This is a genomic window from Spirillospora sp. CA-108201 (genome assembly GCF_050936235.1).
GTDB lineage: Bacteria > Actinomycetota > Actinomycetes > Streptosporangiales > Streptosporangiaceae > Spirillospora.
In genome coordinates, this window is the sequence record NZ_JBNJNE010000001.1 from 7,169,434 (window position 1) to 7,187,765 (window position 18,332).

The 18,332-nt window shown below is 73.5% G+C and carries 21 protein-coding genes; 7 read left to right on the forward strand and 14 right to left on the reverse strand.

Going from position 1 to position 18,332, the window contains the following annotated elements:
- Window positions 1-151 precede the first annotated feature (151 nt).
- The 5 genes from ACQEU6_RS34510 to ACQEU6_RS34530 form a co-directional block, all read right to left on the reverse strand.
- Complete coding sequence (locus tag ACQEU6_RS34510; RefSeq protein WP_499337564.1) at window positions 152-1,006, reverse strand: FAD binding domain-containing protein; 855 nt, start codon at window positions 1,004-1,006, stop codon at window positions 152-154.
- Complete coding sequence (locus ACQEU6_RS34515) at window positions 1,003-3,402, reverse strand: xanthine dehydrogenase family protein molybdopterin-binding subunit (RefSeq protein WP_499337566.1); 2,400 nt, start codon at window positions 3,400-3,402, stop codon at window positions 1,003-1,005. The genes ACQEU6_RS34510 and ACQEU6_RS34515 overlap by 4 nt, the downstream gene beginning before the upstream one ends.
- A complete protein-coding gene (locus ACQEU6_RS34520; protein ID WP_499337568.1) occupies window positions 3,399-3,890 on the reverse strand; it encodes a (2Fe-2S)-binding protein in 492 nt (163 codons plus the stop codon). Before ACQEU6_RS34520 ends, ACQEU6_RS34515 begins: the two co-directional genes overlap by 4 nt.
- A 186-nt stretch (window positions 3,891-4,076) precedes the next feature.
- Complete coding sequence (locus tag ACQEU6_RS34525) at window positions 4,077-4,784, reverse strand: peptidoglycan-binding protein (protein WP_499337570.1); 708 nt, start codon at window positions 4,782-4,784, stop codon at window positions 4,077-4,079.
- Window positions 4,781-4,984: a hypothetical protein gene (locus ACQEU6_RS34530; RefSeq protein ID WP_499337572.1), complete on the reverse strand. Its 204-nt coding sequence runs from the start codon at window positions 4,982-4,984 to the stop codon at window positions 4,781-4,783. The genes ACQEU6_RS34525 and ACQEU6_RS34530 overlap by 4 nt, the downstream gene beginning before the upstream one ends.
- 682 nt (window positions 4,985-5,666) lie before the next feature.
- Here ACQEU6_RS34530 and ACQEU6_RS34535 point away from each other — a divergent pair.
- The gene (locus ACQEU6_RS34535; protein WP_499337574.1) at window positions 5,667-6,185 is read left to right on the forward strand and encodes a cupin domain-containing protein; all 519 of its coding nucleotides are present in this window, start codon (window positions 5,667-5,669) and stop codon (window positions 6,183-6,185) included.
- Here ACQEU6_RS34535 and ACQEU6_RS34540 read toward each other — a convergent pair.
- The 4 genes from ACQEU6_RS34540 to ACQEU6_RS34555 all read right to left on the reverse strand — a co-directional run bounded on the left by ACQEU6_RS34540 (window position 6,136) and on the right by ACQEU6_RS34555 (window position 9,250).
- Window positions 6,136-6,558: a hypothetical protein gene (locus tag ACQEU6_RS34540; RefSeq protein WP_499337576.1), complete on the reverse strand. Its 423-nt coding sequence runs from the start codon at window positions 6,556-6,558 to the stop codon at window positions 6,136-6,138. The genes ACQEU6_RS34535 and ACQEU6_RS34540 overlap by 50 nt on opposite strands.
- Before the next feature lie 178 nt (window positions 6,559-6,736).
- Window positions 6,737-7,441, reverse strand: coding sequence for a TetR/AcrR family transcriptional regulator (locus ACQEU6_RS34545; protein WP_499337578.1), 705 nt, complete (start codon window positions 7,439-7,441; stop codon window positions 6,737-6,739).
- Between the two features lie 114 nt (window positions 7,442-7,555).
- Window positions 7,556-7,798 carry a hypothetical protein gene (locus tag ACQEU6_RS34550; protein WP_499337580.1) on the reverse strand — a complete coding sequence of 81 codons (243 nt, stop codon included), beginning with the start codon at window positions 7,796-7,798 and terminating at the stop codon, window positions 7,556-7,558.
- 48 nt (window positions 7,799-7,846) lie between these two features.
- The gene (locus ACQEU6_RS34555) at window positions 7,847-9,250 is read right to left on the reverse strand and encodes a PspC domain-containing protein (protein ID WP_499337581.1); all 1,404 of its coding nucleotides are present in this window, start codon (window positions 9,248-9,250) and stop codon (window positions 7,847-7,849) included.
- Between the two features lie 235 nt (window positions 9,251-9,485).
- Between ACQEU6_RS34555 and ACQEU6_RS34560 the strand changes: the two genes are divergently transcribed.
- The 3 genes from ACQEU6_RS34560 to ACQEU6_RS34570 all read left to right on the forward strand — a co-directional run bounded on the left by ACQEU6_RS34560 (window position 9,486) and on the right by ACQEU6_RS34570 (window position 12,236).
- Window positions 9,486-10,628 carry an ATP-binding protein gene (locus tag ACQEU6_RS34560; protein ID WP_499340437.1) on the forward strand — a complete coding sequence of 381 codons (1,143 nt, stop codon included), beginning with the start codon at window positions 9,486-9,488 and terminating at the stop codon, window positions 10,626-10,628.
- 85 nt (window positions 10,629-10,713) lie between these two features.
- Window positions 10,714-11,355: a LuxR C-terminal-related transcriptional regulator gene (locus ACQEU6_RS34565; protein ID WP_499337583.1), complete on the forward strand. Its 642-nt coding sequence runs from the start codon at window positions 10,714-10,716 to the stop codon at window positions 11,353-11,355.
- Window positions 11,356-11,483: 128 nt separating this feature from the next.
- Window positions 11,484-12,236 (forward strand): DUF4190 domain-containing protein, encoded by a 753-nt coding sequence (locus tag ACQEU6_RS34570; protein WP_499337585.1) that lies wholly within the window; start codon window positions 11,484-11,486, stop codon window positions 12,234-12,236.
- A gap of 66 nt (window positions 12,237-12,302) precedes the next feature.
- Here the strand turns inward: ACQEU6_RS34570 and ACQEU6_RS34575 are convergent, their stop codons facing one another.
- The 4 genes from ACQEU6_RS34575 to ACQEU6_RS34590 all read right to left on the reverse strand — a co-directional run bounded on the left by ACQEU6_RS34575 (window position 12,303) and on the right by ACQEU6_RS34590 (window position 15,873).
- Window positions 12,303-13,202: a serine hydrolase gene (locus ACQEU6_RS34575; protein WP_499337586.1), complete on the reverse strand. Its 900-nt coding sequence runs from the start codon at window positions 13,200-13,202 to the stop codon at window positions 12,303-12,305.
- A 220-nt stretch (window positions 13,203-13,422) separates the two neighbouring features.
- Window positions 13,423-13,878 (reverse strand): SRPBCC family protein, encoded by a 456-nt coding sequence (locus ACQEU6_RS34580; RefSeq protein WP_499337588.1) that lies wholly within the window; start codon window positions 13,876-13,878, stop codon window positions 13,423-13,425.
- 159 nt (window positions 13,879-14,037) lie between these two features.
- On the reverse strand, window positions 14,038-14,721 hold the full coding sequence (locus ACQEU6_RS34585; RefSeq protein WP_499340438.1) for a PIG-L deacetylase family protein: 684 nt from the start codon (window positions 14,719-14,721) through the stop codon (window positions 14,038-14,040).
- A 174-nt stretch (window positions 14,722-14,895) separates the two neighbouring features.
- On the reverse strand, window positions 14,896-15,873 hold the full coding sequence (locus tag ACQEU6_RS34590; RefSeq protein ID WP_499337590.1) for a nucleoside hydrolase: 978 nt from the start codon (window positions 15,871-15,873) through the stop codon (window positions 14,896-14,898).
- A 93-nt stretch (window positions 15,874-15,966) separates the two neighbouring features.
- Here ACQEU6_RS34590 and dhaK point away from each other — a divergent pair, with 93 nt between their 5' ends.
- From dhaK to dhaM, 3 genes are read left to right on the forward strand one after another with little or no spacing between them, the layout of a single operon-like run.
- Complete coding sequence (dhaK, locus tag ACQEU6_RS34595) at window positions 15,967-16,962, forward strand: dihydroxyacetone kinase subunit DhaK (protein WP_499337592.1); 996 nt, start codon at window positions 15,967-15,969, stop codon at window positions 16,960-16,962.
- Window positions 16,959-17,606 carry a dihydroxyacetone kinase subunit DhaL gene (gene dhaL / locus ACQEU6_RS34600; protein ID WP_499337594.1) on the forward strand — a complete coding sequence of 216 codons (648 nt, stop codon included), beginning with the start codon at window positions 16,959-16,961 and terminating at the stop codon, window positions 17,604-17,606. The genes dhaK and dhaL overlap by 4 nt, the downstream gene beginning before the upstream one ends.
- 1 nt (window position 17,607) lies before the next feature.
- The gene (dhaM, locus tag ACQEU6_RS34605) at window positions 17,608-17,994 is read left to right on the forward strand and encodes a dihydroxyacetone kinase phosphoryl donor subunit DhaM (protein WP_499337595.1); all 387 of its coding nucleotides are present in this window, start codon (window positions 17,608-17,610) and stop codon (window positions 17,992-17,994) included.
- 15 nt (window positions 17,995-18,009) lie between these two features.
- Here the strand turns inward: dhaM and ACQEU6_RS34610 are convergent, their stop codons facing one another.
- Window positions 18,010-18,330: a protealysin inhibitor emfourin gene (locus tag ACQEU6_RS34610; RefSeq protein WP_499337597.1), complete on the reverse strand. Its 321-nt coding sequence runs from the start codon at window positions 18,328-18,330 to the stop codon at window positions 18,010-18,012.
- Window positions 18,331-18,332 lie beyond the last annotated feature (2 nt).

The following is an 18,332-nucleotide window of genomic DNA, read 5'->3' on the forward strand; positions in this document are numbered from 1 at the left end:
CGCCAGTGGGGCCCCGGGCGCCTCGCCGCGCCTCAGGCACCCCGGTACCCCGCCCCGCGGTGATCATGCGGCACGATCATGCGGCGCGGGCGGCCACGCGGCCGGGCGCCGGGGCGACGGCCCCCGGCCGCGTGTTCCTCCCCGCGGGCGGTCAGCCCGCGGCGGCCGCCAGCGCGCGGGCCGTCAGCACGGTCGCCAGATGCGTCCGGTACTCCGACGACCCGTGCAGGTCCGTGGGCGGCTCCGTGCCCGCCGCGGCCTGCGCGGCCGCGGTCCGGAACGCGTCCTCCGAAGCGGGCCCCCCTCTGACGGCGGTCTCCACCCCGCCGGCCCTCACCGGAGCCGGGCCCATGTTGGTCAGCGCGACGCGTGCCTCCTCGACGCCGTCACCGTCGCGGTGGACGGCGCACGCCACGCCGACGATCGCCCACGCCTGCGCGGTCCGGTGGAACTTCTCGTAGTGCACGCCCCAGCCCGCACCCAGTTTCGGCACGCGCACGCCCACGAGCAGCTCGTCCGGCTCCATCGCCGACGTCATCCAGTCGACGAAGAACTCCGGCGCGGGGATCTCCCTCTCGCCTCGCGAGGACCGGACGAGGAAGACCGCGTCGAGCGCGAGCGCGACGGCGGGCAGGTCGCCCGCCGGGTCCGCGTGGGCGAGCGACCCGCCGAAGGTGCCGCGGTGCCGGACCGCCGGGTCGGCGACGGTCTCCGTCGCCCGCACGATCAGCGGGACGTGCTCGCGCACCAGCGGATCGCGGACCACCTGGTAGTGCGTCGCCATGGCGCCGATGAACAGCGAGTCGCCCTCGTCGCGGATCTCCCGCAGCGCGTCGAGCCGGCCGAGGTCGATCAGCGCGTCGGGGTAGGCGAGCCGCAGCCGCAGCAGCGGCATCAGGCTCTGCCCTCCCGCCAGCACCTTGGCGTCCTCGCCCGCGTCGGCCAGCGCCTGGACGGCGTCGTCCACCGAGGCGGGGCGGACGTAGTCGAACGTCGCGGGGATCACTGGTCACCTCCGGCCGAGCCGAGTCCGCCGCCCGCGCCCGGTTCCGCGGCCGCCGGTCTCTCCTCCGCCCGCACCGCGCGCCAGACGCGCTCGGGCGTGCACGGCATCGGCACGTCGTGCACCCCGTAGGGGCGCAGCGCGTCCACGACCGCGTTGACGACCGCCGGGGTCGAGGCGATCGTGCCGGCCTCGCCGACGCCCTTCACGCCCATCGGGTTGGACGTCGCGGGCGTCTCGGTGCGGTCGGTCGTGAACGTCGGCAGGTCGGCGGCCGACGGGACGAGGTAGTCGGCCATCGTGGTCGTCGTCAGGTTGCCGTCCGCGTCGTACACGGCCTCCTCGTAGAGGGCCTGGGCGATGCCCTGCGCGAGCCCGCCGTGGACCTGCCCCTCCACGATGAGCGGGTTGACGACCTTGCCCACGTCGTCAACCGCCACGTACTTGCGGAGCTTCACCATCCCGGTCTCGGTGTCGACGTCGGCCGCGCACAGGTGCGTGCCGTGCGGGAAGGAGAAGTTCTCCGGGTCGAACGTGGCGTCGGAGTCCAGGGACGGTTCGACGCCGTCCGGCAGGTCGTGCGCGGCGAACGCGGCCAGCGCGACCTCCTGGATCGTCTTGCCCTCCTCCGAGACGCCGCGGACGCTGAACCGCCCGCCGGCGAACTCCAGGTCCTGCTCGGACGCCTCCAGCAGATGCGCGGCCACCTTGCGGGCCTTGTCCACCACCTTCTCGCAGGCGGAGAACAGCGCGACGCCTCCCACGGCCAGGGAACGGGACCCGTAGGTGTCCATCCCCTTGGGCGAGATGGCGGTGTCGCCGTGCAGCACCTTCACGTCCTCGAACGGCACGCCGAGCCGGTCGGCCGCGATCTGCGCCCACGCCGTCGCGTGGCCCTGCCCGTGCGGGGACGTGCCGGTGACCACCTCGACCTTGCCGGACGGCAGAACCCGCACCGACGCGTGCTCCCAGCCGCCGGCCCCGTACGAGAGCGACCCGAGGACCCGGGACGGGGCGAGGCCGCACATCTCCGTGAACGTGGACACCCCGATGCCCAGCTGCACCGGGTCGCGCCGCTCCCGCCTGTCCGCCTGCTCCGCGCGGAGCTTGTCGTACTCGAACAGCTTCAGCGCCTTGTCGGTGGCCGCCTCGTAGTTGCCCGAGTCGTAGGTGAGGCCCGCGATCGTCTCGTACGGGAACTCCTCGTGCGCGATCCAGTTGCGGCGCCGCACCTCGATGGGGTCGACGCCCAGTTCGTCGGCCAGCTCGTCCATGATCCGCTCGATGGCGTAGGTGGCCTCCGGACGCCCCGCGCCCCGGTAGGCGTCCGTGGGCGTCTTGGTGGTGAAGACCCCCGTGCAGGTGAACGACAGCGCGTCCATCTTGTAGATGCCGTTGAACATGAACGCGCCCAGCAGCGGGATGCCGGGAGTGACCAGCATCAGGTAGGCGCCCATGTCGGCCAGCAGTTCGACCTTCAGGCCGCGGATCCGGCCGTCGCGCTCGGCGGCGAGCGTGAGCCGCTGGATCTGGTCGCGGCCGTGGTGGACGGTCATGTTGCCCTCGCTGCGGGTCTCCGTCCACTTGACCGGACGGCCGAGCCTGCGGGCCAGCAGCAGCGCGAGGACCTCCTCCCCGTACACCTGGAGCTTGGAGCCGAAGCCGCCGCCGACGTCCGGGGCGACGACCCGGATCCGGTGCTCGGGGATCTCGGTGACCGTGGCCAGCATCAACCGCAGGATGTGCGGGATCTGCGTCGCCGAGTACAGCGTGAACTCGTCCCCCTCGGGGACGCACAGCACCGACCGCGGCTCCATGGCCGTCGGGATGAGCCTCTGCTGGACGTAGCGGCGCTCCAGCACGACCGGTGCGTCCCGCATCGCGGCGTCGAGGTCGCCGTTCTCGAACACCCACGTGTAGGACTTGTTCGTGCCGAGGTCCTCGTGGACCAGATCGGCGCCGTCGGCTATGGCCGCCTCCATGTCCAGCACGGCGGACAGCGGCTCGTAGTCGACGTCTATCTCCTCCAAGGCGTCGATGGCCGCGGCCTTGTCACGGGCCACGACGCATGCGACGGGCTCACCGACGTGACGGACCTCGTCCACCGCCATGGACGGATGGGCCGGATGCTTCATGTCCTCGGTCACGACCCACGCGCACGGCAGCGAACCCTGTTCCGCGGCGAAGTCCTGGCCGCTGAACACGGCGACGACTCCGGGACGCTCCTTCGCCTGCGCCGTGTCGACCCGGGTGATCCGGGCGTGCGCGAACGGGCTGCGCAGGAACGCCACGTGCAGCGTCCCCGCCGGCGTCATGTTGTCGGTCCACCGCGTCCGGCCCGTGATGAGCCGGGCGTCCTCGGACCGCTTGCGCGGAGTGCCGACCTCCTGCACGGTCACGGCGTCACCTCCTGCCGGCCGGGCTCGCGCATGTCGCTCGCCGCTCGCCGCACCGCCTTGACGATGTTCTGGTAGCCCGTGCACCTGCACAGGTTCCCTTCCAGCCCCTCCCGGACCTCGTCCTCGGACGGGTCGGGGTTCTCCCTCAGCAGGTCGAGCGACGCCATGATCATGCCGGGCGTGCAGTAGCCGCACTGCAGCGCGTGCTCCTCGTGGAAGGCCCGCTGCATCGGGTGCGTTTCGCCGTCGACGCCGAGCCCCTCGACGGTCGTCACGTCATGGCCGTCCGCCTGGACGGCGAGCACGGAGCAGCTCTTCACGCTCATCCCGTCCATCAGGACGGTGCAGGCTCCGCAGTTGCTGGTGTCGCACCCGACCGGGGTCCCGACCTTTCCCAGCCGTTCGCGCAGATAGTGGACGAGAAGGAGGCGCGGCTCGACGTCGTCTTCGTACGTCGCTCCGTCGACCCCCACACGGATACGTGGCATGCGGTTTCTCCCAGGGACGTCTCGGGGTGGACAGCGAGAGAGACGTCCCTGGGAGGGGCGCGCTGATCCGGCCACGTCATCGGGGCCACCTCCGTGGAAGGCGACCCTCCGAACCTATGCCGGGGTTGAATGCCGTACTAGTCCCCGGCGTCGCCTATTTACCGACGTCTGGGGGACTGATGGCCGCTAGTGCACGCGGAGCAGAACCGGCCAGGTCTTCGGCCCGACGATCCCGTCGTCGTCGACGCCGCCCCACCGCTGCATGGCCTTCACGGCCGTCTCGGTCGTGTCGTCGAACTTCCCGGTCATGCTCACCTCGGGGTGGCTGCGCGCCAGGAGCAGACCCTGGAGGGTCTCCACATGCTCCCCCGAGTCGCCCTTGTTCAGCTCCGGCAGCTTCTTCACCATGTCCTCCGTCCAGTTGCCCCCGCCGTAGGCGGGCCGTCCGTAACCAGCGATGACACTGGAGTTCCTCACACGGCGCCTCACCGAGTCGCTCGTGTTGCCCTCGATCGTCTGGAGCCGTCCGCCGCCGAGGACCTTCTCGACGACGCCGACGTGGTCGATCGCGCCGATGCTGTCGGTGGCGCCCCAGTCGAAGAACACGATGTCGCCGGGCTTCGCCTGGTCGACGCTCGCGGTCGTCCCGCTGTGCCAGCGTCCTGCCTTCTGGAAGTCCTGCGCGTGCCACACGGTGTAGGCGCGGTCCCCGCCCGGCAGGACGGCGCTCGCGTTTCCGCTGTGCCGCGCCCAGTAGGTGATGGCCATGTCGCACCAGGACGCGCTGAGGAACTCGCTTCCGTGCCTGGAGGCGTACTCCCGGGTGATGGTGTTCGGGCGGCCCGACATCCCGAGCGACTTGCGGGCCTCGGCGATCATCCCCGCGGCGCTCATGCCGTGTCCTCGGCCTGCTCGGCGCCCTCCGGCAGGGCCTCGCCCCGTCCGCGGAAGATCCCGTCGGCGTCGGGCGCGCCGTACAGCTCGTGGAGGATCTGCTCCTCGTCGGATTCGGTGGCCCGGTGGACGGCGGGGTTCACGTCCACCTCGTCCATGTGGGTCGCTTCCGCGGTGTCTGTTTCGGTCTGGGGGGTCACGTTGCTTCTCCGCAGCGTCGGGCTGTCCGATCGGTCGGGAGCCTCCTCCGTTCCGTCAGCGGCTCCGGGCCGACCGTAATGGGAACAACCCCACTTTCTCCGGTTTTTGCACGAAAACACGTGTTCGTTGGATTTCTGCCGTTCACCAGCGGCGACGGCCGATCGGCCCGGGCGCTCGCGGCTCCCGATCCCCCTGGGGGAGGGAGGTCGCGCCGCCTTCCGATGACGTCCGGGACGAGGGTGGAAAAGGCCGTCACGGGCGGGCTGTGGCGTTCTGAGCAGGGGATTTTCGCCGTTTCCGGGGTAGGAGCCGCCTATGTTCTTTTTTGCCTCTTCCCGGTTGGGATGCCTGGGGTCGCTGTTCGTGACCCTGGTGCTCACCTGGGTCGTGTACGTGTTCCTCAGCCGCTGAGGCGTGCCGCGGGGCGGGCCCGCCGAGAGGCCGCCGGCGCCTCGGCCGGGCGGATTCCGGACGACTCTGGGTGATCAGCTTGACAAGGTTCGGTCACCGAGTGTCTCCTTGTGTCCGTGACGAAGCGCGTGCAGACCGACAGCCCCGTGGCCCTGGGCCGTGTGGCGAGCGCGCTGTGTCCTTCGTGCCGTCGCTGATCCCCCTCCCGGGCGATCGCCGTTCTCGCTGACGATCCCTTTCCAGCCGGCACACCTGCACGAAGGACTTCCCATGGACCTTTCCGTGGTTCCCGACCTCACCATGCGCGGCCAGGACGACCCGCACGGCCGCGCGACCGCCGTCCGCCCGGCGACCGTCGGGCAGCTCGCCGCCCGCGTCCGCGACCTCGCCGCACGGCCCGCCGAGTGGTGGCGGCTCGTCCGGTTCGACGCCGCGGGGCCGGTGCACGTCCCGCTGGACGCCCACACCTGGCTGACCACCTGGCCGCCCGGCCACGGCGGAACCGTCCGCGCCCAGGTCAGCACCCTGATCGCGGGCGAGCTGGCGGAGGTGCTGATCACCGCGCGGGGCGCCACCGAGCGTCCGCTGCGGGCCAACCGGGTCCGGGTGCACGGCGGCCCGCACGAGGTCCCGCACGAGGTCCCGCACGAGGTCCCTCGCGGCGGCTCGCCGGCGGGCCCGCAGGGGGAGTCCTGCGACGGGACGCGCGCGCTGACGAATCCGGGGCCGGCGTTCGCGGTCAGCCTGCACGCCGGTGCAGGACGTCCTTGGGCCCGCCCGTCCACGTGACCACCAGCGTTCCCGAGCGCAGGGCGGCCCGTCCGTCGAGCCGGTCACGGGAGCCGTTCGCGCAGCTCAGCTTGATACGGCCGGTCCCGTCCACGGTTCCGGTGCAAAAGCCCGGCGAGTTCAGCGCGGCGGCGCCCCGGTAGAGGAAGAGGGCCACGCGCCGCGACCCGGCGCCCGCCGTCCAGGTGCCGTCCAGCGGCGACTTGAGCTCCGCGCCGGGCCGCACCCCGTTCAGCAGCGGCGGCGTCGGCCGCGCCGCCGGCCCGGAGGGCGAGGGCCGCGCGGACTGGGGCTCGCCCGAACCGCCGCAGCCGGCCGGCGAGAGGACGAGCGCGGCCAGGGGCAGGCACAGTGCGGTCACGGCAGGCCGCATGGGTCCTCCTGGGAGGGGAGCGCGCGACGGGCCCCGGGGGATGTGGCCCGCCGCGCGCGTATCGGGGGTCGGCGCGGGACGCCCCGGACGGCCCCGGGCGTCCCACGCAAGATCCACACCAATAGAAACCCGTGGGTTTTTCACGTCAAGGGAGCGGGGATCCTCCGGCCGCATCCGGTCAGCCGGGGTCGCCGCCGAGGTAGGGGGAGGCGGCCTCGCGGCCGACGAGGGGGAGCAGCGCGAAGTAGGTGAGGGACGGCAGCAGCGAGGGCAGCTCCTCCGCCTCGCCCGTCTCCATCTGGACGTGGATCGCGCTGTAGATGCCGCCCACGATCGCGTCCACCACCGCGACCGGGACGGGCGGCAGGGACGGGTCGGTGAAGAAGGCGCGGAAACGGGTGAGGTTGTCGATGCGCGCCTGCCGGACCTGCGGCCCCGCCGCGTTCACCTCCACCAGCGACGCCCGCGCGAACCGAGGTTCCCTGGCGAGGGCGGCGAGCAGCGTGCGCAGCCCCGCGTGGATCCCGTCCGGCCAGGACGGCGCGGCCCCGTAGGCCTCGGTCATGCGGCGGAGCAGGATGTCCATGCCGCGCTGGTAGGCGGCGAGGAAGCACGCGTCCAGATCGGAGAAGTGCGCGTAGAACGTCTTCTTCGTGACGCCCGCGCCCTCGGTGACCCCGCTGATCGTCGTGTGCGCGAAGCCCCGCTCCGAGACGACGTGGACCAGCGCGTCGATCAGCCGCTCGCGCTGGATCCCGGCGACGGTCTCGGGGGACAGCCCGTGGCGGCCCGGCTTGATGGCGCGCCCCGGGTCCAGCGCGGACCGGGATCCGGGCAGCGCGTCGGCGCAGCCCGCCTCCGGTGTCCCGGCCTTCCCCGCCATCGGCCCTCGATCCGTCACCTGCCGTCGAGGTCACATTACTTGGCGTTCCCCGCGCGGGGGGGAAGCCCCGGACCGTGCGGCGCCGGTCACCGCCGCCTTACCGCGCCGGGAGCGTCAGCGCAGGTGGCGGCGGCGCGAGCGGGTCAGCACCCGGACGGTCCCGACGAGCCCCAGGCCGATCAGCACGACCGGGACGAGCGCCGTGACGGGCAGGACGCCCCCGTCCGTCAGGCCGTCCGCGAGGAACAGCCCGGCCAGGAAGAGGAAGAACAGCCCCGTCACGGGACCCGCCGGATCGAACCGGTACCGCTTCCGGGCCGCCGCCTTCTTGCCCGCCATCTCCTCGCCCGCCCTCATTCGCCGCAACCCGTCCTGCTGGAACCCGTCTGGCCTGCCCGCCCGCGCTCAGACACGGTGCACGTCCACGTCCCCGAGCTTCCCGCGGATCCGCAGGACGATCACCGGCGGGTCCGCGGCGTGCGCGCCCTCCGGCTCCAGGGTCCGCACGACCCTGGCGGCGGGCCCGCTCGTCGTCCGGTGGTCGATCCGCACGTCGCCGAGACCGATCCGCGCGTCCACCATGACCCGGGCGGTGGGCGGCACCGTGACCTCCAGGCCGCCGAGCCCGACCTCCGCGTTGATCGTGACCCGCTGGCCTGCCGCGACCGGCAGGGCGGTGAGGTCGAGGTCGCCCTGCCCGACGCCCACCTTGTAGACCCGGCCGATCTGCGAGGTGTCGGTGGGCCGCCAGTCGACCTCCCCGTACTCGGCCCCCCGCGGGACGTCGCCCGCGACCGAGGTGGTCAGCATGGCGAGGGTCAGCACGGTCCCGGCCGCGGCGAGGCCGCGGTTCTGGAACCAGCCGCCGACGACCAGGCCGAGCCCGACGACGGCGAGCGCGGGCGCCATGACGATCAGCCACGAGTCCGGGGCGGGGTAGGACCGGGCCACCGGGATCAGCGCCGCGCCGGCGGCCATGGCCGCGAGCAGCGTGATCGCCGCCACCGGCGAGGTCTTCCTGCCGCAACCGTGCTCGGCCGGCGCCGCGGGCGCGGCGCCGGAGGGCGCCGGGGCGGCGGGCGCGTCGGCCCACGCGGCCGAGTAGGCGGCGAGATCGATCATGCCGTCGGGCAGCCCGCCCGCCCCCGCCCGGGGCGCCCCGGGCCCGCCGGCGGGAACGTCCTTGTCGAGGGAGACGCCGCCGACGGACGCGGTCTCCGTCCGCGGCCCCCGCGCGGAGGGCTCCGGCGCGTGCCCGGTGATCCGTTCGGGGACGGTCCGCGCCGCGGACACCAGGTCCACGCCCCGCGAGTGCGCGACCAGCAGCACCAGCCCGACCACCGTCAGGGGGGCGATGGCGTCGGTGGGGACCCCGCCGAACAGGCTGAACGCGACGCCGACGCACAGCAGCGCGCCGAGGATGGTCAGGACGGCCTGGCCGTCGAACCACCGCCTGAACCACTGCTCGGCGAGCGACGAGTCGCCCGGCCTCGCCGGCATCAGCAGCGCCGCCACGATGTAGAGGAAGATCCCCTGTCCGTGCGCGAGGGCGAGGACCGCGAACCCGACGCGGTACACGACGGGGTCGATGCCGGTGTAGCGGGCCAGCCCCGTGCACACGCCGGCGAGCATCCTGCGGTCGGCGTCCCGCGCGAGCCGCCGGTAGCCGCCCGCCGCCCGCCCGCCGGCCCCGTGGTCCTCGGCGCCGTGCCGCCCGGTACCGTGCTTCTCGGTTCCGGGCCCCTCGGCGCCGTGCTCCTCGTCAGCGCGTCCGCGCGGGTCCTCGTTCCGGTCCTCTTTCTCGCCCATGCCAGACATGGTCGCCTGTCGCGCGTGGTGCTCGGTATCGGGGACGTCCCTGATTCCGACCCTGAGACCGATCCCGGGGTGGGTCCCTGATGCGAATCATGTCCGGGCGTGTGACGATCGATGACGTGGGAGAACCCAGGGGAGGGCGGCGGTGAGCCAGGAGGCGGCGGGACGGTCGGCGGCGCCGGCGGCGTCGGCGGGCCCGGCGGGCGCGACGCCCCTCGGGCCCGCCCGGCTGGAACGGGCGGCCGGGGGGCGGCTCCTCGCCGGGGTGTGCCGGGGCCTGGCCGTGCACCTCGGCGTGGACGTGTTCCTCGTGCGAGGCGCGTTCGTCCTGCTCACGATGGCGAGCGGGCTGGGCGTCGCCGCCTACGCCGCGTTCTGGATCCTCGTCCCCGTCCAGGAGAGGACCTCGGCGGAGGCGGCCGGGCGGCGGCGCGGCCGGGACTGGGGGCAGCTGCTCGCCTACGCGGCCGTCGCGTTCGGGCTCGCGGCGCTGCCGTGGGGTGCGGCCGGGGTCGTCCGGTGGGCGCTGTGGCCGTTCATCGTCGGCGGCGTCGGCGCCGTGATCCTGTGGCAGCAGGCCGACCGCGACCAGCGCCACCGCTGGACGCTGCCGCTGCGCCAGCGGTGGCTGCGCAGCCTGCTCGGCCTGCTCCTCGTCGTCGGCGGCATCGGCGGGTTCGTGGCGCAGAAGGTGGAGGCCGCCCAGGCGCGGTCCGTCCTCATCGCCATGCTGATCATCCTCACCGGCGTCGCGGTGATCGTGACGCCGTGGGTGGTGCGGCTCTGGCAGGACCTCGACGCCGAGCGGCACGAGCGCATCCGGTCCCAGGAGCGCGCCGAGCTGGCCGCGCACATCCACGACTCGGTGCTGCACACGCTGACCCTCATCCAGCGGAACGCGCACGACACCCGCGAGGTCCAGCGGCTCGCCCGCTCCCAGGAGCGGACGCTGCGGACCTGGCTCTACCAGCCGCGCGCCGACCCCGACCAGACGTTCGCCGCCGCGATCCGGGAGGCGGCCGGAGAGGTCGAGGACGACCACAACGTCCCGATCGAGGTCGTCTGCGTGGGCGACACGGCGCTGGACGAGCGGCTCGGCTCCGCGCTCCAGGCCGCGCGGGAGGCGATGGTGAACGCCGCCAAGTACGCGGAGGCGCCGTCGGTGTCGGTGTACGCCGAGGTGGAGGGCGACGAGATCGCGATCTTCGTCCGCGACCGGGGCAAGGGATTCGTCCTCGACGAGGTCCCGGAGGACCGGATGGGCGTCCGAGGGTCCATCATCGGACGTATGGAGCGCAACGGCGGCAAGGCCACCGTCCGCACCGCGCCGGGCGAGGGCACCGAGGTGCGCCTGGAGATCAAGAAGTCGTGAGCGCGGCCGCCGGGGGCGTCCCCGGGTGCCGGGCACGAGCGAGGCGTCGAGATGGGCGGGACGTTGACATGGGCGGGACGTTGACATGAGCGAGGCGTTGAAGAGGGTCGTGCTGGTCGACGACCACCAGATGTTCCGGACCGGCGTGAAGGCGGAGCTGGGCGGCGGCGTCGAGATCGTCGGGGAGGCCGGCGACGTCGACGAGGCGGTCACGGTGATCCGCGGGACGCGGCCGGACGTGGTGCTGCTCGACGTCCACCTGCCCGGCGGCGGGGGCATCGAGGTGCTCCGGCGGCTGCACGGCGCGGTCTCGTCCAAGTTCCTCGCGCTGTCGGTGTCGGACGCGGCGGAGGACGTGATCGGCGTCGTCCGGGGCGGCGCCCGCGGCTACGTCACCAAGACGATCTCCGGACCCGAGCTGACGGACGCGATCGGCCGGGTCGCCGACGGCGACGCGGTGTTCTCGCCGCGGCTGGCGGGGTTCGTCCTGGACGCGTTCGCTGCCTCGGACGTCCCGGCCGTCGACCCGGAACTGGACCAGATCACCCAGCGGGAGCGCGACGTGCTGCGGCTGATCGCGCGCGGCTACGCCTACAAGGAGATCGCCAAGGAGCTGTTCATCTCGGTGAAGACGGTGGAGACGCACGTCAGCAGCGTCCTGCGGAAACTCCAGCTGTCGAACCGGCACGAGCTGTCGCGCTGGGCCGCCGCCCGCCGTCTCGTCTAGCGGCCCCCCCGTTATGCCCGGGAGGGGCCCGGAGTAAACGTTTTCACCACAGCCGTGAGCGAATCGTAATATGCGATTGCCGTGCATCATGATCACGATCGCCCCGCGGTGTGGAACAGTCGCTCATCATGACATATCCCCCACCCGGGCCCGCGCAGCCGGGCCCCCAGGCCCCGTATTCGCCCCCGCCCCCGCCGATGCCGGGCGACCACGGCCCCGGCTCCCCGTACGGATCCGGCGCCGAGAAGACCAACGGGCTGGCGATCGCCGCGTTCGTGACCGGCCTCCTCGGCTGCTTCGGCGTCGTCGGCCTCATCCTCGGCGCCGTCTCCCTCAGCCAGATCGCGAAGAAGGGCGGCAAGGGCCGCGGCCTCGCGATCGCCGGGATCGTCCTGTCCTGCCTGTGGATCGTGCTCGGCATCGCGGCCTTCGCCCTGCGCGGCGGCGGCGGCTCCGACGGCGCCGGGGCCGTGCCGAAGGCGACCCAGACCAAGCCCAAGGAGGTCGACGCCAAGAAGATGAAGGTCGGCGACTGCATCAACGACAACTCCGGCGCCGCCACCTCCACGACCGAGGAGTCGGTCGAGGTGGAGAGCGTCAAGATCGTGCCCTGTACGGGGCCGCACGACGGCGAGGTGACCGCGGTCTTCCGGCTGAAGGGGTTCGTCATCCCGCCCGAGTCGCAGCTCCAGCAGCTCGCCTCGAACGGGTGCAAGCTCCGCACGCAGGCGCGGATCAACCGCGACCCGGCCGCGCGCGGCATCGCGAACTCCTACTACTACCCGTCGGCCGACTCGTGGAAGTCCGGTGATCGCACCGTCACCTGCGTCGCCGTGGCCGCCGCCGACGGCAAGAAGCTCTCCCGGCCCCTGCACCGCTGACGCTCCCGGCATCCGCTGGGCGGCCGGCCCGCCGCCCGGTACGGAGCCGCGAGTCCCCGGACCCGCCTACGGCCGCGACGCGCGAAGGCCGTCGACGACCATCTCGGCGACGTGTTCGACGGTGGACACCCCGGTCTCCATCGTCGGGTTGCCGCTGCTGCACACCGCGACGAGGAAGTCGTGGTCGCCCCCGCTGATCCGGCCGATGCTGTTGATCGACCAGCCGTGCCCCTGGAAGCGGAGCGGCACCCAGCCGTTCTTCAGCGCCACCCTCTCTCCCGGCCGCGCCGCCGCGCTGACGCCCCACGCCTGCTCGTCCAGGACGGAGCCCATCAGGTCGAGGACGTACCGGCGGCCGCGCGCCTTCAGCGGACTGCCGTCCGACACCAGGTTCGCCAGCAGCCGCACCTGGTCGGCCGGGCTCGTCAGGGACGAACCCCACGAGGTGGGGAACGGCTTCGTGCGCCTCAGCCCGAACGTCCTGTTCGCACTCGCGACGCCGGGACCGTACCCGGCCTCCGAGTACAGGGCGCTCGCCGCCGCGTTGTCGCTCTCCCTGATCATCGCCCCGGCCAGCGCCCGCTCCGCGCCGGTCAGCCCCCGGCCCTCGCGCTGCCGGCGCAGGAGGAGGCTCGCCAGGATGTCGACCTTCATGATGCTGGCGGTGACGAACCGGCCGTCCTCGTTCTCGCCTAACGACCTGTTCGTCCGCAGGTCCGTCACCATCACCCCCACCCTGCCCGGGCGTTCCCGGAGATAGGCGCGCACGGCCCGGCGCAGCGGCCCGGAGTCGAACGGGCGGACCGCCAGCCGCACGGCGGACACGTCCCGTCCCGCCGCCGCGGACTCCCCGGCCCTCGCGACGACACCGCCTCCGCGGCGCTCCCCGTCCGCCATGAACCGGTAGGCGGCCGAACCCGCCCCGAGGCCCGCCACGAGAGCGAGCACGATGAAATGACGCCGCATCGATTCCCCCGAATGTCATGCGACCGAAGACCAACGTCGAACTCGAAGGGGCAAGCGCAGGCGTCAGCCGCGCATCACCCCGTGGGCATGCGCGTCCCGGCGAAGGGCGTGTGCCTCCTGCCGTGCAAGACCTGGCGGCGGCGCGTGGGCCGGCGGCCGTGCACGACCTACCGGGCACACCTCCGTGGGCGTGCATCCGGCGGTCGCGCGCGGCCCTCGCTCAGAGGGCGCCCGGCAGGCGGGCGGGGCAGCCCGGTTCGCAGCGCTCGGAGTGCCGCGCCACCCGGCGCGCGTAGGCGTCGAGGCGGCGGCGCAGGACGGCGCTCGTGAGCGGTCCGGTGCCCGGGAAGCCGTCCACCTCGCCGCGCCACCGGATCAGCGTGCCCGCGAAGTGCGGCTCCAGCGTGATGTCCGCGCGCAGGCGCCGCTCCGGACGGCCGGCGAGCGCGACGTATCCGTAGTGGCGTGGCGGATCCCAGGCCACGACCTCCTCGCGCCACGACCGGACGTACCGGGTGGCCCCGAGCCCGTTCGGGTGCTCCTGACCGGCGGACTCCCGCCGCACCCTGGTCCAGAAACCGCTCCACTCGTCCCACGCCTCCGGCACGCACAGGTGCTTGAAGATCACCTCAGGCGCGGCGGCGGATGTGGCGGTGGCCTCGATCTCACGCGGCATGACGACCCCCCGAGTTCTGTCACATGAGGTACATGCCCGCTCGGAGGCTGATTACGGCTTGTAAGAGAGTGTATTTGCTGAGTGACCGATACTTGGGCGGCGTGACCGCATCGATGAGCCTTCGCGGGGCGCGTTTCCGGAAGCCGGCCGCGCGGAGCGTCAGGCGGTGTCGATGACCTGGAACGACTCGGCGAGGCGCCCCTCGGGCAGTCCCGCGGCGGCGGCGTTGCTCCCGAGCCAGCCGCGGAGCATCTCCGGCAGGCCGTCCCCCATGTGCCCGGTCTGGCTGGCGTGGGCCCGCAGCGCGCTCACCTTCCGGTCGAACTGGTCGGTGATGTCGACGTAGTGGTTGACCAACGGTCCGCCGGACGTCCACACCTCCCGCGCCGCCCACGCCTCCAGGCCCTCGTCGGCGAGCAGTTGCGGGAACGCGTAGGGGTTGCGGGCGTCGGGGTAGACGGCGTCGAGCGCGGCCGCCCCGACCGCCCGGTGGTCGGGGTGGCTCGGGTAGATCCGCTCGTAGTTGCGCTCGGCGCTCGGCATCAGCACCCGGTCCGGGCGCACCTGCCGGATCACGCGGGCGATGTCGCGGCGCAGGCCGAAGCTCGTCTCGACCCGCCCGTCCGGGTAGCCGAGGAACCGGACGTCGCTCACCCCGGCGCACTTGGCCGCCGCGCGCTGCTCCTCGCGGCGCAGCGCGGCCATCTCCTCGCGGGTGACGGCGTCGTCGAAGCCGCCCGCGTCGCCGTCGGTGACCATGAGGTAGACGACCTCGATGCCGCTGTCCGTCCAGCCCGCCACCGTCCCGGCGGCGCCGAAGTCGACGTCGTCGGGATGCGCCATCACGGCGAGGATCCGCTGCAGCTCGCTGTCGTCCAGAACGTTGGTCACATCTTCAACAATAAGGTCGGCCAACGGTTCCGGCATACCCGGATGTCGCGCTTTCAGTGAACGTTACGGGTGCGCCGGACGGCCGCCCCGCCCGCACCGGTAAGGCCGGGGCGGCGTGCGCCCTGCTCAGAGGGTGAGGAGGGCCGACAGCAGGCGCTCCTGGAACTCCGCCACGTCGCTGCCCACGGCCACCTTCACCGGACGGCGGGTGTCCTCGGCGGGCAGCGATCGGGCGTCCCAGACGGTCGTGCCCCGCGTCAGCTCGCCCCGCAGCTCCACCCGCACCGGGCGCCGGGCGTACTCGCCGAGCTCCGGGTCGACGACCAGCATCGCCGCGAGGGCGTCGTGGATGACCGCGCCCCGGCGCTTCAGGGTGGGCGTGTAGGCGTCCGTGTAGAACTCCAGGATTCTCGCGGCGAACCGGGCGACCGGGGTGTCGTGCGCGGCGAGCCGGTCCAGCCAGTCGTCGTGGACGGCGGTCGGGTGCGTGGCGTCCAGCGGCACCAGGACGATCGGCCAGTCCGCCGCGAACACCAGGTCGGCGGCCTCGGGGTCGTGCCAGATGTTCGCCTCGGCGTGCGTGGTGATGTTGCCGGGGTGGTCGAACGCGCCGCCCATCACCACGACCTCGCGGATCAGCGACGGCAGCTCGCCGTCCAGCAGCAGCGCCGAGCCCAGGTTGGTCAGCGGCCCGGTCGCGAGCAGGGTCAGCTCGCCGGGCATCGCGCGGGCCAGCCGGACGATCTGCGCGGCGGCGGGCTCGGCGGCCGGGCGCCCCGCGGGCTCGGGGAGGCGCGTGTCGCCGAGACCGTCGGCGCCGTGCCAGTCCAGCGCGTAGTGGACCTTCTGCGCCATCGGCCGGGCGGCGCCGACCGCGACCGGCACCGGTCCGTCCGGCCCCCGCCCGCCCGCGGGGAGGCCCGCGGCCTCCAGGACGCGCAGCGTGTTCAGCGCGCCGGTCATCGGGTCGATGTTGCCGTGCACCGTCCCGACCGCCGCCAGTTCCGCCTTCCCCGCACGGACCAGCGAGGCCAGGTAGAGCAGGGTGATCGCGTCGTCGATGCCGGTGTCGCAGTCGTAGAGGATCTTCGGTGCCTTCGTCACGGGGGCAACCTACGCGGTGCGGGCGACCCGCGGAAACCACATGATCGGCGATTGGGCCTGGGACGGGGCCCCGCGCCGGGGTAGAGCTGAGACATGCGCAAACTCATCAACGCCCCGGCGGACGTGGTGTCGGACGCACTGCGCGGGCTGGCCGCCGCGCACCCGTCGCTGAACGTCGACCCGCGGAACGGGACCGTCATCCGGGGGGACGCCCCGCGCACCGGGAAGGTCGCCCTGGTCTCGGGCGGCGGATCCGGTCACGAGCCGCTCCACGCCGGATTCGTCGGACACGGGATGCTGGACGCGGCCTGCTGCGGGGAGGTGTTCACCTCCCCCGTCCCCGACCAGATCATCGCCGCGACGATGGCGGTGGACGGCGGCGCCGGCGTGCTCCACCTGGTGAAGAACTACACCGGCGACGTCATGAACTTCCAGATGGCCGCCGAACTCGCCGAGGACGAGGACATCGAGGTCGTGTCCGTCATCGTCGACGACGACGTCGCGGTGGAGGACAGCACGTTCACCGCCGGGCGGCGCGGCACCGGCGCCACGCTGTTCGCGGAGAAGATCGCCGGGGCGCTCGCCGAGGAGGGCGCGGCCCTCGCGGACGTGGCGGCGGCGGCCCGGGAGGTGAACGAGCGCAGCAGGTCGTTCGGCGTGGCGCTGTCGTCCTGCACGGTCCCGGCCGCGGGCGCGCCGACGTTCGAGCTGGGCGAGGACGAGATGGAGCTCGGCATCGGCATCCACGGCGAGCCCGGCCGCGAACGCGTCGGCGTCGGCACCGCCGCGCAGATCGTGGACGCCGCGCTCGGCGCGATCGACGCGGACATGCCGCTGTCGGGTTCCGAGGTGCTCGTGCTGGTCAACGGGATGGGCGGCACGCCGCTGATCGAGCAGTACGTCGCCTACGCGGCCGCGGCGCAGTGGCTGGAGGGGCACGGCGCGACCGTCGTCCGCAGCCTGGTCGGGCCGTACGTGACCAGCCTGGAGATGGCGGGCTGCATGATCAGCGTGTGCCGGGTGACGCCCGAGCTGACCCGCCTGTGGGACGCGCCCGTCGAGACCCCGGGGCTGCGGTGGGGCCGGTGACCGGGGGCTCGATGGACGCGGGGGACTTCGCCGGCTGGATCAGGCGGACGGCCGAGCGGGTGTCCGCCGCCGCCGAGCGGCTGACCCGGCTGGACGCGGCGATCGGCGACGGCGACCACGGACTCAACCTCGACCGCGGCTTCCGCGCCGCCGTGGAGGCGCTGCCCGGGGACGCCCCGCCGGGCAAGGTGCTGATCGCGGCCGGGCGGGCCGTCGTGTCGAAGACCGGCGGCGCGTCCGGCCCCCTCTACGGGACGGCGCTGCGACGGGCGGGCAAGGCGTTCGGCGACGCCGCCGACGTGGACGCCGCCGCGCTCGGCGCCGCGCTCCGGGCCGCCCTTGAGGGCGTCCAGGACCTCGGTAAGGCCGTGGAGGGCGACAAGACGATGGTCGACGCGCTGGCCCCGGCCGTCGCGGCGTACGAGGCGGCCCTGGCCGACGGCACCGGCCTCGCCGGATGCGCGCGGGCCGCCGCCGAGGCCGCCGCGAAGGGCGCCGACGGCACCGTCCCGATGCGGGCGCGCAAGGGCAGGGCGAGCTACCTGGGCGAACGCAGCGAAGGGCACATGGACCCCGGCGCCTCGTCAACGGCCCTGGTACTCGAAGCCCTGGCCGATGTCGCGGAATCCGCCGGGGAGGGCTGACATGGTCGGGATCGTCATCATCTCCCACAGCCGGACGCTCGCCGAAGGCGTCGCCGAGGTCGCCCGCGCCATGGGCGTCGGCAAGGCCGTCGTCGAACCCGCCGGCGGCGACTCCGAGGGGCGCCTCGGGACGAGCATCGACCTCGTCGAGCAGGCCGTCGCCGCGGCCGGCGGCGGCGACGGCGTCGTGCTGCTCGCCGACCTCGGCAGCTCGGTGCTGACCGCCAAGATGCTCATCGAGGACGCCGAAGGCGACGACGTGCTGCTCGCGGACGCCCCGCTGGTCGAGGGCGCGGTCGCCGCCGCGTCCATGGCCGCGACCGGCGCCGACCTCGCCGCCGTCCACGCCGCGGCCGAATCCGCCCGCGACCACCGCAAGACGAGCTGACCCCCGCGCCCGGGTTCAGGGGGTGGCGTCGGGGCCTTCGAGGAGGACGCCGAGGACGGAGGCGACCCCCGCGGTCGGGTCGCCCCGGACCTCGTAGACGCGCGCCTCCCCGGCCGCCCCGAACTCCTCCGCCCCGTCCCCGGACACCGTGATCCGGTACGCGGGCAGGTCCGCGCCGATCTCGCCCGGCTCGCCGCGGGCGTGCGCCGCGGCCAGCGCGTCCACCGCCTCGCGGACGCGGCCGGCCTGGCCGGCGGGGAGGGCCGCGGTGTCGTACTGCGCGACGACCGTGCTGTGGCCGCTGAAACCGCCGGTGCTCTCGATCGTCACGCGCATGC

Excerpts from the sequence above, each read along its gene's own strand:
- ACQEU6_RS34520 (WP_499337568.1), bottom strand. The coding sequence starts at position 3,890 with ATGCCACGTATCCGTGTGGGGGTCGACGGAGCGACGTACGAAGACGAC.
- ACQEU6_RS34525 (WP_499337570.1), bottom strand. The coding sequence starts at position 4,784 with ATGAGCGCCGCGGGGATGATCGCCGAGGCCCGCAAGTCGCTCGGGATG.
- ACQEU6_RS34535 (WP_499337574.1), top strand. The coding sequence starts at position 5,667 with ATGGACCTTTCCGTGGTTCCCGACCTCACCATGCGCGGCCAGGACGAC.
- ACQEU6_RS34540 (WP_499337576.1), bottom strand. The coding sequence starts at position 6,558 with ATGCGGCCTGCCGTGACCGCACTGTGCCTGCCCCTGGCCGCGCTCGTC.
- ACQEU6_RS34545 (WP_499337578.1), bottom strand. The coding sequence starts at position 7,441 with ATGGCGGGGAAGGCCGGGACACCGGAGGCGGGCTGCGCCGACGCGCTG.
- ACQEU6_RS34550 (WP_499337580.1), bottom strand. The coding sequence starts at position 7,798 with ATGAGGGCGGGCGAGGAGATGGCGGGCAAGAAGGCGGCGGCCCGGAAG.
- ACQEU6_RS34555 (WP_499337581.1), bottom strand. The coding sequence starts at position 9,250 with ATGGGCGAGAAAGAGGACCGGAACGAGGACCCGCGCGGACGCGCTGAC.
- ACQEU6_RS34565 (WP_499337583.1), top strand. The coding sequence starts at position 10,714 with ATGAGCGAGGCGTTGAAGAGGGTCGTGCTGGTCGACGACCACCAGATG.
- ACQEU6_RS34570 (WP_499337585.1), top strand. The coding sequence starts at position 11,484 with ATGACATATCCCCCACCCGGGCCCGCGCAGCCGGGCCCCCAGGCCCCG.
- ACQEU6_RS34575 (WP_499337586.1), bottom strand. The coding sequence starts at position 13,202 with ATGCGGCGTCATTTCATCGTGCTCGCTCTCGTGGCGGGCCTCGGGGCG.
- ACQEU6_RS34580 (WP_499337588.1), bottom strand. The coding sequence starts at position 13,878 with ATGCCGCGTGAGATCGAGGCCACCGCCACATCCGCCGCCGCGCCTGAG.
- ACQEU6_RS34585 (WP_499340438.1), bottom strand. The coding sequence starts at position 14,721 with ATGGCGCATCCCGACGACGTCGACTTCGGCGCCGCCGGGACGGTGGCG.
- dhaK (WP_499337592.1), top strand. The coding sequence starts at position 15,967 with ATGCGCAAACTCATCAACGCCCCGGCGGACGTGGTGTCGGACGCACTG.
- dhaM (WP_499337595.1), top strand. The coding sequence starts at position 17,608 with ATGGTCGGGATCGTCATCATCTCCCACAGCCGGACGCTCGCCGAAGGC.
- ACQEU6_RS34610 (WP_499337597.1), bottom strand. The coding sequence starts at position 18,330 with ATGCGCGTGACGATCGAGAGCACCGGCGGTTTCAGCGGCCACAGCACG.